Source organism: Tsukamurella sputi (genome assembly GCF_007858445.1).
In the GTDB taxonomy this organism is placed as follows: domain Bacteria; phylum Actinomycetota; class Actinomycetes; order Mycobacteriales; family Mycobacteriaceae; genus Tsukamurella; species Tsukamurella sputi.
The window spans coordinates 341,137-353,771 of the sequence record NZ_VIGV01000004.1 but is presented as its reverse complement, the minus strand read 5'-3'; the positions used below and the strand labels follow the sequence as shown (position 1 = coordinate 353,771).

The following is a 12,635-nucleotide window of genomic DNA, read 5'->3' as shown; positions in this document are numbered from 1 at the left end:
AGTACGAGTTACGTTTACCAGATCGACTGAAAGCTATTGCAATAGAGTATTTTTGAGAAACGCACTGGCCGATCGGACAGTGTTTCGCACCACACGGACCGCGATTCTCGGCGCCGCCGGAAAAGTGAAGCATCGTCGGATAGCTTCTCCCCGTGCCATTCCGCACGCCGCCTCGAAAGGACTCGAGAATCCATGAACCGTCTCCGGATCGCCTCCGCTGCCGCCGCCATAGCGGCGGGCACCGCCCTCCTGCTGCCCGGCGCAGCCTTCGCCGCTCCGCACGGGACGGCCCCCACACCGCAGCCAATTCCCACGCCGGCAGCGAAGCCCGCACCCGCCGTGAAGTCGGCCGCCGCGGCGAAGCCCGCGCCCTCTGCGCCTGCGCCGAAGGCCGCTGCGCCAGTCGATCCGCTCACCGGATTCGTCTGCACCGTCATCGGGTTCATCCCCGGTGGTCTACAGACCGTGCAGTCCACTCTCCAGACGGTGGGCACCGCGGAGAAGGAGCTGGTGGCCGGCGCGCGACAGATCGCCCCTGGCGCGGCGGATGCCTACACCGCCTTCCGCGCCCCGATCGACCAGCAGATCACCGGGTTGCTGACCTCCTGCGCCGGCGGGGCGAAGTAGCCGCTGAGTCCGGGCTCCTACGGAACGACGGTGGCGCCCGGCACCGGGCCGGAGGCGACGCGCACCGTCCGGCAGACGCCTGCGCCGGCGAGCTCGGTACCCACGTCGACGGCATCGTCGGCGCTCGCGCAGAGGAAGGCACAGGTGGGGCCGCTGCCGGAGACGATGCCCGCGAGCGCGCCCGCCTCCATCCCCGCCCGCAGAGTGCGGCGCAGTCCCGGCTGCAAGGACAGCGCGGCGGCCTGCAGGTCGTTGGCGAGCAGCGGCGCGAGCCGGTGCGGATCGCCGGACGCCACCGCGGCCAGCAACTCGTCGGGGCTGCCCGCGCGCGGCGGATCGCCGGCCTCGCGCAGCCGGTCCAGCTCGTGGTAGACCGCCGGCGTGCTCAGGCCCTCCCGGGCCAGCGCGAGGGTCCAGTGGAACTCGCCCCGTGCCAGCGCGGGGATCAACCGCTCGCCGCGGCCGGTACCGAGCGCGGTGTGCCCGTGCAGCGAGAAGGGCACGTCGGAGCCGAGCGCCGCCGCCACCTCGTCGAGCTCGTCACGGCCGATGTCCAGGCCCCAGAGCGTCGCCGCGCCGAGGAGCGCGGCGGCCGCGTCCGCGGAACCGCCGGCCATGCCACCGGCGACAGGAATGCCCTTGGCGATGTCGATGCGCATGTTCGGGTCCCGCCCGTACCGGTCGGCCAGCGCGACGACGGCGCGCGCGGCCAGGTTGGACGGGTCCGTCGGCACGTCCCGAACACCCTCGCCCGTGACGTGCAGCGTCAGCGTGTCGGCGGGCGTGAGGGTCACATCGTCGTGCAGCGACAGGGCCTGGAAGACGGTCACGAGCTCGTGGAAGCCGTCGGGCCGCACGTCACCCACCCCGAGGTGGAGGTTCACCTTGGCGGGCGCCCGCACGGTCAGAGGGGTCGGTACCACGGAAAGCACGCGGTCCAGACTACGGTGCCGAGGCCGCGGGCCGGACGGAGGCGAGCTTGGCGAACTGCTCGACCGACAGCTTCTCACCCCGTTCCCGGGGATCGATACCCGCGGCGACCAGCAGTTCCTCCGCGGCCGCGGGCGAACCCGCCCACGTCGCCAGCGCGGCCCGCAGGGTTTTGCGGCGCTGTGCGAAGGCCGCGTCGACCGCGGCCCAGAGCCGCGCGCGGTCGACGTCGAGCCGCCCGTCGGGCTCGTGCAGATCGATGCGGACCAGGCCCGATTCGACGTTGGGCTCGGGCCAGAACACCGCCCGCCCGACGGTGCCGGCCTTGCGCACGCGCCCGTAGTAGGCCGCCTTCACCGACGGGACGCCGTACACCCGGGAGCCCGGTGCCGCGGCGAGCCGATCGGCCACCTCGAGCTGCACCATCACCAGCACCGTCCGCAGGGTGGGCACCTCGGCGAGCAGGTGCAGCAGCACGGGGACCGAGACGTTGTACGGGAGGTTCGCGACGAGGACGGTCGGAGCGCCCGCGGCGCAGACCTGCGCGCCGGTGACCTTGAGCGCGTCCTCGCCGATCACGGTGAGATTCCCGGCCAGCTCGGGCGCGCGCTCCGCCACCGTCTTCGGGAGTTGTTCCGCGAGAACGGGGTCGATCTCGATCGCCGTGACCGAGGCGGCGGCGTCGAGCAGCGCAAGGGTGAGCGATCCCAGGCCCGGCCCGACCTCGAGAGCGATGTCGTCGGGGCGCACGTCGGCCGCGGCGACGATCTTGCGGACCGTGTTCGGGTCGTGCACGAAGTTCTGGCCCAGCGTCTTCGTGGGACGAACGGACAACTGCCCGGCCAGCGCGCGGATCTCCGCGGGGCCGAGCAGTCGTGCCTGATTCTTGAATTCGGCGCCGGTCACCGGTGTGACTCTACCGAGCTACTCCGAGTTGCCGGACAGGCCGAGCTTCGCGGAGCACGTCGGCCACGCGCCCCAGCCCTGCGCCTTCAGCGTCTTGCGTGCGATGTCGATCTGCTCCTCGCGGGTGGCGAGGTCGGCGCGCGGCGCGTACTTGCCGCCGCCGAAGGCCAGCCAGGTCTGCGCCGTGAACTGGACGCCGCCGTAGAACGAGTTGCCCGTGTTGATCGCCCAGTTGCCGGTGGACTCGCACATCACGAGCTTGTCCCAGACCGAGCCGGCGGGAACGAACGGCGCGCCCGGGGCGGTGCCCACGGCGGTGACGCCCGCGACGCCCGCGTCGAGGACCTTGGAGCCGACCTTCTCGCGGGAGACGACCTTGCCGTCCACCACGTGCTCGCGGTACTGGACCTCCTGCGTGCCGGGCTTGCCCGGGTCCCTGATCTCGGTCTTGCCGTTGATCAGCTTCGGATCGTCGATCTTCTTCGGCGGCGCCGTGTACGGCTCGGTGACCGTGACGTCCGCGGTGCGGTTCCGGTTGACCGTGATGGTCATGCCGGGGGTCACCGGGGTGTTGGCGCTGGGCTTGACAGTGTCCTGCTGGATCAGCGGGACACCCATCTTCGCGAGGTACTCGCCGACGGTACGCCCGGCGGCGTTGGCGGCGACCTTGCCGCCGGCGTCGAGCACGGTCGCGGCGACGGGGGTGACCACCGAGACGGCGGCACCGTCCAGCGGGACCTGCGCGTCGAGCGGGACGGAGACGAAGTTCTTGGCATCGCCGAGGCCGGCCGAGGCCAGGGCGGCGCCCATCGTCAGGTCGGTGGTCTTGACGGTGCGGACCGTGCCGTTGACGTTGACCGCGACGTCGCGGGCGTGCTGCACGGTGATCTGCTCGCCGGGCTTGACCGAGCCGCCGAGCGCGGGGACGACCTTGTCCGCGGTGCTCGCGCTGATGCCCGCGGAGTCCAGGATCGACTTCACCGAGCGGCTCATCGTCGAGACGTCGCGGACCTGACCGTCGACGGTGACGGTGAAGTCCTGGTACAGCGCGGCGGCGGTCCCACCGGAGGCCATCAGGGCCACGAGCATCGCGCCGGTGACGGCGCGGACGGGGGTGTTCTCCAGACGTGCGGACAGACCGTCGAGGGCGCGGGGCTTGCCGCCGCCGTCCGCCTCGGGCTGCGCAGCGGGCTCGGCCTCCACGACGGGCTCCGCGACCTCGGGATGCGCCGCGGCGTACTCGGCCTCCGCCGCCAGCGCGACGCTCTCGGCCTCCTCGACCGCGTCGTCACCGAAGACCTCGGCCTCGAGCTCGAGGATCTCGGGATCGACCACGAGGTCCACCGTCTTGCCGTCGAGATCGTTGAAGCGCGAGAAGACGCGGTTCACGTCGAACTCGGCCGTGCGCTCCCCGGTGGCGGCGAAGGCACCGCGGCGCGAATGCTGGGTGGGCTGATCCACCGTGGTGGTGTTGTCGTCTGCGTCGAGCTCAGGCACTGGTGACTTCCCATGGGTGGACTGCAAGGTGTGGCTGACGGCGACGTTTCGGTCGCCGTTACATCACAGTACGGTAACGGAGAAGTGGGGACCGTGCCAGCTTCTGTTCATTTCGCGCCCGCGAATGTGGCGCCGAACACTCTGTCCGCCGTCGCGGTAGTGGCCGCAGCGATCTGCTCAGGAGCGACTCCTCGCAGGTCAGCGAGGTATCGCGCGGTGTACGGAATGCAGTACGACTCGTTGGGGGTACCCCGGTACGGGTGGGGTGTGAGATATGGCGCATCGGTCTCGACGAGCAGTTGATCGTCGGGGACGAGCCGCGCCGCCTCCTGCAGGTCCGTTGCATTCGTGAACGTGACCGTGCCCGAGAAGCTCAGGACGTAGCCACGATCGACGCACTCGCGCGCCATCGCCGCGTCGCCGGAGAAGCAGTGGAAGATCACCGTCTCGGGCGCACCGAAGCGCTCCAGGTCCGCCAGGATGTCGGCGTCGGCCTCCCGGTTGTGGATCATCAGCGGCTTGCCCAACCGCTTCGCCAGGTCGATGTGCCACTCGAAGGCCGCATGCTGCTGTGCGGGCGTCGCCACGTCCTCCCGCTTGCCCAGCCAGTACCAGTCCAGCCCCGTCTCCCCGATCGCCACGCACCGCGGATCGGATGCCAGACGCTCGAGTTCCTGCGGCGCGCCGTCGACCTCGAGCTGGTGGGCGTCGGTCGGATGCAGCGCGACGGCGGCGAAGACGCGCTCGTCCCACCGGGACGCGTCGATGACGTAGCGGGCCTGCTCGAGATCGCACGCGACGGTGACCACGCGGCCGACGCCGACGGACGCGGAACGGTCGAGCAGCTCCCGCACCGCCTCGGGCGTGCGCGCGCGGCATCCGTCGAGGTGCGTGTGCGCGTCGACGAGGCCGGACAGCGGCTCGGGCAGCGGAGGCGGCGGCTTCTTCTTACCCATGCCCTCATTGTTCCGGTAGTCGCCGCACCGGGTTCGCCCGGACCATGTTTAATCCACCGTTAAGCGGCCACGAAGGCTCGCGTGATGTGCTCGCCCCCGGCACACCAGAGGAGAACGCATGAAGAAGTCGATCCTGTCCGCAGCCCTCGTGGGCGGCACCGCGCTGCTCGCCGCGTGCAGCACCACCGCGGGCGACCCCGTCGCCGGGCCCTCGTCGGCGTCGACGACCGCGTCGGTCGCCGCGGGCACGTCCGCCGGCCCCGCCGTCCCGGTGCCCGCGGGACTCGACACGGGCGCCTACCCGACGAAGGCCCGCACGATCACCGTCTCCGCGAACCGGTCGTGGGTGGCCGAGGGGAACCGGATGGGCGACGAGGCGTTGATCCAGGCGAACGAGGTCGACCCGCGCCTGACGATCGGCGGCGCGAGCCTGCGCTCGTACCCCATCGTCGAGGCGGCCGGACTGAACACCCGCGTCCCCGACGCCACCGCCGCCGCCTTCGCCGCCAACGGCTTCCGGGTGGGGATGACCACCACCCGCGGCGACGCCCTCAAGAACCCCGGCGTCGCGGTGCGGATCGGTCTGTACCGGTTCGACTCCGCCGAGGCCGCGAAGAAGGCGATCGACGCGGTGCGCAGCGCGACCGCGGGCGCACGGCCCGTCGCGATCACCGTCGACGGAGCCCCCGACGTGCTCGCGTCCGAGTTCAAGCCCGGCACCGTCGACTCCTACGTCGCGCAGGGGGCGATCGTCGTCAACGTCAGCGGCACCGGCCCCAGCACGGATCAGGGCGCACAGTTCGTGACGAAGGCCCTCGGCCTGGAACTGCCCAAGCTCAAGGGCTTCACGCCCACTCCCGTCGACAAGATCCAGACGGTCGACATCGACAAGGACGGCATCGTTTCCCGGACCCTGCCGCAGCCCGATTCGTCGGACGCCTCGCTGTTCGAGAACTGGTACGACCTGGCGGGCTACAAGCACCGCGTGCAGGACATCGGCAACCTGACCACTGTCACCGCCGCCGGCATCGACCTCGTCGGCCAGGCCGGCAGCGTCGTCTACCGCACCCGGGACGCGGCCGCCGCCACCACGATGGTGCAGACGGCCGCGAGCAAGAACCCGGCCGTGGCCGGCATTCCGCAGCTGCCTTCGGTCAAGTGCATGACCGGCGGCGACCGCACCTACTGCTGGATTCCCGTGGGCCGCTACGTCGCATCGGTCGACGACACCGACGCCGGACTGGCCCGCCAGAAGGCGGCGGCACAGTTCACCATCCTCGCCACCACGCCGTAGCCCGAGGGGACACGATGAACAAGACCGTCCTGTCGGCGATCGTGGTCGGTGCCGCCGTCGTGCTCGCGGCCTGCGACTCGACCGTGCCCGGGACGCCGACCGCCGCGTCGAGCGCGCCCGCGATACCGGCCGGCCTCGACGTCGGCAGCAATCCGACGACCCTGCGCGACATCCCGCCCTCGTCGACCGACGGCGGCTGGATCATCGAGGGCAACAGGATGGGCGGCGCCCTGATCCAGGTCTCCGACGTCGACCCCCGGCTCACCATCGGCGGGATCGCGCTGCGGTCCTACCCCGTCCTGAACGGACTCGACCTCAGCAAGCGCGTCCCCGATGCGACGGCGTCGGCGTTCAGCATCAACGGCATGCGCGTCGGCATGACCACGACGCGCGGCGACAAGCTCGAGAACCCGAGCGTGGCGCTGCGCGTGGGCCTGTACCGGTTCGACGACCCGTCGACCGCCGCGCGGGCACTCGAGGCGGTCAAGAAGGGGGCCGGCGCGCAACGGCAGATCGCCGGGATCGACGGGGTGTTCGCGACGGAGTTCACCCCCGGAACCGTCGACTCCTACCGGGCCGAGGGATCCTTCGTGATCAACGTCAGCGGCACCGCACCGACCACCGGCGAGGCGGTCGGCCTCGTCTCGAAGGCGTACTCGCTGCAGGTGCCCGCGGTGACGCGGTTCCAGCCGACGCCCTCCGGTTCGGTCAGGGACCTGCCCAGCGACGACAAGGGCATTCTGGCCCGCACCCTGTACGAGGCGAATCCGCCGGTCGCAGCCAAGGAGATCGCGAACAACTACTACGACCTCGCCGGCCTACTGCTGCGGATCGAGGACATCTCCTACGCGGACGTCTACCGCCGGGCGGGAGTCGACGCCGTCGGGCAGGGCAAGACGGTCGTCTACCGCACGCGGGACGCGGAAGCGGCGACGACGCTGGCCGCGGCCCGGCGCGGACGGGCGTCCACCACGAAGCAGGACGCCGCAGGCCCCGCCGGCGTCCCGGGGCTCCAGTGCAGCAAGTACCTCGACGACGGGACCTTCGGCTGCACCGGCCACGTGGGGCGCTTCATGTACACGCTGTCGGCCGATTCGCTGCTCGCGATGCAGCAGGCGGCCGCGGCGCAGTACACGATCCTCGCGAAGAATCCCTGACCAGCGCTCGGGCCCGGCCCGGCGGGCTACTCCGCCGGCTCGGGCTCGACGTAGCGCGGGAAGACGCCCTGCGGCTTGGGCAGCGCGGTGCCGGGCACCAGCCGCGTGCCGACGGCCTCGAAGGTCCGCCGATCCTTCGGCTGCTCCAGCAGGGTCAGCAGTTCCTCGGCCGACTCCGGCATCACCGGCTGCAGCAGCAGCGCGACCTGGCGGACCACCTCGGCGGTGACGTACAGCACCGTGCCCATACGGTCAGGGTCGCTCGCCTTGAGCTTCCACGGCTCCTGCGCGGAGAAGTACCTGTTCGTCTCGGCGAGCACCTCCCAGATCGACTCCAGGTACAGGTGCAGGGCCTGATCGCCGACGTGCCGGCGGGAGGTCTCGAGCAGGCCGTCGGCGCGGGCGAGCAACGCCTCGTCGTCGCGCGTGAACGGCCCCGGTGTGGGCACCGTGCCCGCGCAGTTCTTGTTGATCATCGACAATGAGCGCTGCGCGAGGTTGCCGAGCTCGTTGGCCAGGTCGGCGTTGATCCGGCCCACGATCGCCTCGTGGCTGTAGCTGCCGTCCTGGCCGAAGCTGACCTCGCGGAGCAGGAAGAAACGCAGCGCGTCGAGGCCGTACTCGGCGATGAGGGCGTGCGGATCGACGACGTTGCCGACCGACTTGCTCATCTTCTCGCCCTTGTTGAACAGGAAGCCGTGGGCGAAGACGCGCTCGGGCAGCTCGATGCCCGCGCTCATCAGGAACGCCGGCCAGAAGACCGCGTGGAAGCGGATGATGTCCTTGCCGATGATCTGGAGCTTCGGCGGCCAGAACGTGCGGAACTGCTCCGACTCGGTGTCCGGGTAGCCGGCGCCGGTGAGGTAGTTGGTCAGCGCGTCGACCCACACGTACATCACGTGGTCCGGATCGCCCGGGACCGGCACGCCCCAGTCGAAGGTGTCGCGGCTGATCGAGAGGTCCTTGAGGCCGCCCTTGATGAAGCTGACGATCTCGTTGCGGCGCGTCGCGGGCTCGAGGTAGCCGCCCTCACGGTCCAGCAGTGCGAGCAGCCGGTCCTGGTAGGCGGACAGCTTGAAGAAGTAGGACGCCTCCTCGGTCCACTCGACCTCGGTGCCGGTGTCGGTGGAGACGCGGGTGCCGTCCTCGGTGACGGTGGTCTCGTCCTCGGCGTAGTAGGCCTCGTCGCGCACGGAGTACCAGCCCGAGTACTTGCCCAGGTAGATGTCGCCCGCGTCGACCATCTTCTGCCAGATCGCCTTCGACGCCTCGTAGTGGTCGGCGTCCGTGGTGCGGATGAAGCGGTCGAAGGTCGAGCCGACGGCCCGCTGCAGCGCCTCGAAGGCGGCGGCGTTGCGATCGGCGAGGGCCTTGGTCTCGATGCCCTCCTTGGCGGCGGTCTGCTGCATCTTCAGGCCGTGCTCGTCGGTGCCCGTCAGGAAGAAGACGTCGAATCCGTCGAGTCGCTGGAAGCGCGCGATCACGTCGGTGGCGATGTACTCGTAGGCGTGCCCGATGTGGGGCACGCCGTTCGGGTAGGCGATCGCCGTGGTGATGTAGAAAGCCTTGTCTGCAGCCATGATGGGCCCAGCTTATCGGTGCCTTCCCCGAATCCGGCAAGCACGTTTCGCGGGCTGTGCCGCTCGGTCCGGCCGCGCCCGTCCCGCCGCAGCGGCCGGATCTCCCACCTCCGAGGGATACCGCACGAGGCCCCGGAGCGGGCAGCATCCTCAGTGAACTGCAAGCGCACGATACGGATTCGGATATGACACTGAGCTTTCTCTACGGACTGCTGTTCCTCGCGACCTGGCGGATCCTCCGCCTCACCCCTCCCGCCGATCTCTCCGCCGACGCACGACGGCGATGGCTCTGGCCGGTCGCGATCATCGCGATCGTGATCGCGGGATCGGTGGCCGAACTCCTCCATCCGCGACTCGAACAGGCATGGGAGCGGTCCGCCGCGGCGATCGACCGAGGCGAGCTGTGGCGGCTGGTCACCTCGTATCTGGTGCAGGGCGGCGGCGTCTGGGGCATGGCCTTCAACCTGATCACCCTCGTGATCACGGCACTGCTCGCCGCGCAGGTGTTCGGGCGCGCGCTCGGCCCGGCGGTGTGGGTCGTCGGCGGCACCGTCGGGAATCTGCTCGCCCTCACGCTCGGCTTCCCCGACGGGGCGGGGAGCTCCCTGGCGACGATGACGCTCGCCGTCGCGGCGGCCGTGACAGCGGCACCCCTCGTCACGCGCTCCGGTCGGTTCGCCCTGGGTGTCCTGGCCGTCGTCGGGCCGGCGCTCGTAGTACTGCGCGACGAGCACGCGATAGCGGTCGTCCTCGGTGGGATCCTCGGAATCGTGCTCCTGGTCAGCCGGCGACCTCGGCGACAGGTACCGCGTCCAGCGCGATGACGGCGCCGGACTCGTCGAGCCGGAAGCGGGCGATGTCACGGCCGTAACGGACGTAGACCACGTCGTAGTCCACGCCGATGACCTCGGTGTCGACGGTCGGCAGCGCGGTGGCGGTACCCGCGTACTCGCCCTCCGCGTAGAACCGGACCTGGCTGCGCTCGCCGTGGGCGACATGCACCCAGGCCAGCCGTCCGCCGAGGTCCGTGCCGCCGTCGATCACCGGGTTCATCGCTCCTCCTCGTGGTTCGGGTGGCGGGCGGATCGGGTGGGAGAGATCCGCCGGCCACCTCGTACTCTTCCGCCTTCCGCCGCCCGGCACATCAGGCGAATTCCCTATTTCTCCCCGACATCCGTCCCCCATTCGGCGGATCCGGGCGCATGACAGGATGGCGCGGTGCAACCGGTCGAGATGCTGCGTGCTCTGCGGGAGCGCGGCCACCGTCCCGCTGCGCTGATCGGCTCATGGGGCGGGTACCGCGCCGTCATCGCCCCGGAGCCCGCGCTCCGGCCCGGCGACCGGCCCGACGGGGCACCGTGGCTCGGCATCGTCGGGTACCCGGACGCGACGGACGAGCCGCGGCTCGTCCCGGAGACCATCGGCGGCGACCCGGGCGTACTGCTGCTCCTGGACGCCAACGGTCACTGGACCTGCACCGATCCGTCTTTTCCGATCCCGCGGACGGCCCCCGCGCCGCGTTCGTGGGGTTCCGAGTGGACCGCGCCCGACCGGGACGATCACCGGGCTGCGGTCCTCGCCTGCCAGGAGGCGATCCGCGCGGGCGACGTCTACCAGGTGAACGTGTGCACCCGCTTCTCCGGCGCGCTGACCGGCGACCCGCTCGACCTGTTCGTGGACATCGCCGCCGCGACCCGGCCCGCGAAGGCGGCCTACCTCGAGGGCGACTGGGGCGCGATCGCGTCCTTCTCCCCCGAGACCTTCCTCACCGAGCGCGGTGGTCTTCTGGTCGAGCGCCCCATCAAGGGCACGCTGCCGCTGGACCACGCGCCGGAGGAGCTACGAGCGAGCGCCAAGGATGTCGCCGAGAACGTGATGATCGTCGACCTGGTGCGCAACGACCTGAGCCGGGTCGCGGTGACCGGCACCGTCCGGACACCGGAGCTGCTGCGGGTCGAGCCCGCGCCCGGCGTCTGGCACCTGGTCTCGACGGTGACCGCACGCCAGCGGCCCGGCATCTCCCGCGCCGAGCTGCTGGACGCCACCTTCCCGCCGGCCTCGGTCACGGGCACCCCGAAACTCGCCGCCCGCGAGCGCATCACGGCGTGGGAGCGGCACACCCGCGGCAGCTACTGCGGCGCCATCGGCATCGACCACCCGCTGACCGGACTGGACCTCAATGTCGCGATCCGCACCGTCGAAGCGCGAGACGGCGCGCTGCGGCTCGGCGTGGGCGGCGGGATCACCATCGACTCCGATCCCGATGCCGAGTGGCGCGAATGCCTAGACAAGGCGGCGTCGATCGTCGGCTTCCGCGGATCTCCCCCGCACGGGTGACGACGGCGCGCGCCGGGCGCTGACAGGCTCGGCGCATGATCGACCTCCGCTCCCCCGCGCTCCGCGGCTTCCTCGGGCTTCTCGCGGTGGCCTTCGTCGCCGGGCTCGCCTTCGGCGGCCACCTCTACACCCGCCGCGATCCGGAGATCGCCGGCTTCGTGCCCTGGACCGCGGCGTGGCCGCAGCACGCGGTGGTGGCCGTGGTGGGCGTGCTCCTCGTGCTCGCGATCCGGGCCCGACGGTGGCCTCCCCGCGCGCCCGCCCTCACCCCGGCAAGGCTGGTGCTCGCGGCGCCGCTGCTGTTCCTGCTGGTCTTCGCTGCTTTCCGGGCGGGCGTGCAGGTGCTGGCCGGGCTGGACCCGAACTTCACCGTCAACGCCTGGGGCGGCCCGACATATCTCGGAGCGATGGCGTGCCACTACCTCGACCTCGCCGTCGGCGGCATCGTCGTGGTGGGCGTGCTGCGCCTGATCCTGACCCGGCCGGTGACAGGGGCGCGGGATCAGCGGGCGGCGAGCGCCGCCTCGTAGAGCTCCCGCTTGGACGCACCGGTCTCGGCGGCGACCGCGGCGCACGCGTCCTTGAGACGTTCTCCGGCGTCGACGCGGCGCAGCACGGCGGCGACGTGGTCCTCCGGGTTCGCCGAGACGGCCGCGGCGCCCTCGACCACGACGGTGATCTCCCCGCGCACGCCGTCGGCGGCCCAGACGGCGAGCTCGCCCAGCGTGCCGCGCCGGACCTCCTCGTAGGTCTTCGTGAGCTCGCGACACACCGCGGCGCGACGATCGGTTCCGAGGACCTCCGCAGCGTCGGCGAGCGTCTCGGCCAGGCGGTGCGGCGACTCGAAGAAGACGGCCGCGCGACGTTCCGCGACCAGCTCGGTGAGCCAGGCCCGCCGGGCACCGGACTTGCGCGGGGCGAAACCGTCGAACAGGAATCGCTCGACGGGCAGCCCGGACAGGGCCAGCGCGGTGGTGACCGCCGACGGTCCGGGGAGGCAGGTGACCCGGTGCCCGGCCTCGACGACCGCCGCGACCAGGCGGTATCCGGGGTCGGAGACGGACGGCATGCCGGCATCGGTGATGAGGAGGACCGTCTCGCCCGCGTCGAGGGCGGCGAGGAGCTGCGGGATGCGGCCCTGCTCGTTGTGGTCGTAGAAGCTGAGGATGCGGCCCCGGGTCTCGACGTCCAGCGAAGCGGCCAGGGACCGGGCCCGACGGGTGTCCTCGGCGGCGATCACGTCGGCCTCGCCGAGTGCGGCGATCAACCGCGCGGTGGCGTCCCCCGGGTTGCCCATCGGCACCCCGGCGACGATCAGCACTCCGCTCGCGTCCTCAGATCCCACGGGTCA

General features: G+C 71.2%; 13 protein-coding genes. 6 read left to right on the top strand and 7 right to left on the bottom strand.

The genetic code is table 11. The annotated features are described in order from the left end of the window. The first annotated feature begins 192 nt into the window (after positions 1-192). Entirely contained in the window at positions 193-627 is a 435-nt protein-coding gene (locus tag FK268_RS14600; protein ID WP_146435293.1) for a hypothetical protein, read from the top strand. A gap of 17 nt (positions 628-644) precedes the next feature. Here FK268_RS14600 and FK268_RS14595 read toward each other — a convergent pair whose 3' ends face one another. From FK268_RS14595 to FK268_RS14580, 4 genes are all read right to left on the bottom strand, one after another. Continuing rightward, the gene (locus FK268_RS14595) at positions 645-1,559 is read right to left on the bottom strand and encodes a 4-(cytidine 5'-diphospho)-2-C-methyl-D-erythritol kinase (protein ID WP_146435291.1); all 915 of its coding nucleotides are present in this window, start codon (positions 1,557-1,559) and stop codon (positions 645-647) included. A 10-nt stretch (positions 1,560-1,569) separates the two neighbouring features. After that, entirely contained in the window at positions 1,570-2,463 is an 894-nt protein-coding gene (gene rsmA / locus FK268_RS14590) for a 16S rRNA (adenine(1518)-N(6)/adenine(1519)-N(6))-dimethyltransferase RsmA (protein ID WP_146435289.1), read from the bottom strand. A gap of 18 nt (positions 2,464-2,481) precedes the next feature. Further along, complete coding sequence (locus FK268_RS25225; protein WP_146435287.1) at positions 2,482-3,960, bottom strand: resuscitation-promoting factor; 1,479 nt, start codon at positions 3,958-3,960, stop codon at positions 2,482-2,484. Positions 3,961-4,067: 107 nt separating this feature from the next. Further along, positions 4,068-4,916 carry a TatD family hydrolase gene (locus FK268_RS14580; RefSeq protein WP_146435285.1) on the bottom strand — a complete coding sequence of 283 codons (849 nt, stop codon included), beginning with the start codon at positions 4,914-4,916 and terminating at the stop codon, positions 4,068-4,070. A 118-nt stretch (positions 4,917-5,034) separates the two neighbouring features. Between FK268_RS14580 and FK268_RS14575 the strand changes: the two genes are divergently transcribed. Both FK268_RS14575 and FK268_RS14570 read left to right on the top strand, forming a co-directional pair. Further along, a complete protein-coding gene (locus FK268_RS14575; RefSeq protein ID WP_146435283.1) occupies positions 5,035-6,210 on the top strand; it encodes a DUF7373 family lipoprotein in 1,176 nt (391 codons plus the stop codon). A gap of 14 nt (positions 6,211-6,224) precedes the next feature. Continuing rightward, complete coding sequence (locus FK268_RS14570; protein WP_146435281.1) at positions 6,225-7,367, top strand: DUF7373 family lipoprotein; 1,143 nt, start codon at positions 6,225-6,227, stop codon at positions 7,365-7,367. Between the two features lie 26 nt (positions 7,368-7,393). Here the strand turns inward: FK268_RS14570 and metG are convergent, their stop codons facing one another. Then, positions 7,394-8,947: a methionine--tRNA ligase gene (gene metG / locus FK268_RS14565; RefSeq protein ID WP_146435279.1), complete on the bottom strand. Its 1,554-nt coding sequence runs from the start codon at positions 8,945-8,947 to the stop codon at positions 7,394-7,396. A gap of 185 nt (positions 8,948-9,132) precedes the next feature. Between metG and FK268_RS14560 the strand changes: the two genes are divergently transcribed. Then, positions 9,133-9,771, top strand: coding sequence for a rhomboid family intramembrane serine protease (locus FK268_RS14560; RefSeq protein WP_146435277.1), 639 nt, complete (start codon positions 9,133-9,135; stop codon positions 9,769-9,771). Here FK268_RS14560 and FK268_RS14555 read toward each other — a convergent pair. Continuing rightward, the gene (locus FK268_RS14555; RefSeq protein ID WP_146435275.1) at positions 9,728-10,000 is read right to left on the bottom strand and encodes a hypothetical protein; all 273 of its coding nucleotides are present in this window, start codon (positions 9,998-10,000) and stop codon (positions 9,728-9,730) included. The two genes, FK268_RS14560 and FK268_RS14555, sit on opposite strands and share 44 nt — an antisense overlap. A gap of 165 nt (positions 10,001-10,165) precedes the next feature. Here FK268_RS14555 and FK268_RS14550 point away from each other — a divergent pair, with 165 nt between their 5' ends. After that, entirely contained in the window at positions 10,166-11,284 is a 1,119-nt protein-coding gene (locus FK268_RS14550; RefSeq protein WP_146435273.1) for an aminodeoxychorismate synthase component I, read from the top strand. Between the two features lie 35 nt (positions 11,285-11,319). Continuing rightward, positions 11,320-11,814, top strand: a complete 495-nt coding sequence (locus FK268_RS24775; protein ID WP_193560287.1) for a hypothetical protein — start codon at positions 11,320-11,322, stop codon at positions 11,812-11,814. Here FK268_RS24775 and rsmI read toward each other — a convergent pair. Then, entirely contained in the window at positions 11,787-12,629 is an 843-nt protein-coding gene (rsmI, locus tag FK268_RS14540; RefSeq protein ID WP_269434230.1) for a 16S rRNA (cytidine(1402)-2'-O)-methyltransferase, read from the bottom strand. The two genes, FK268_RS24775 and rsmI, sit on opposite strands and share 28 nt — an antisense overlap. Positions 12,630-12,635 lie beyond the last annotated feature (6 nt).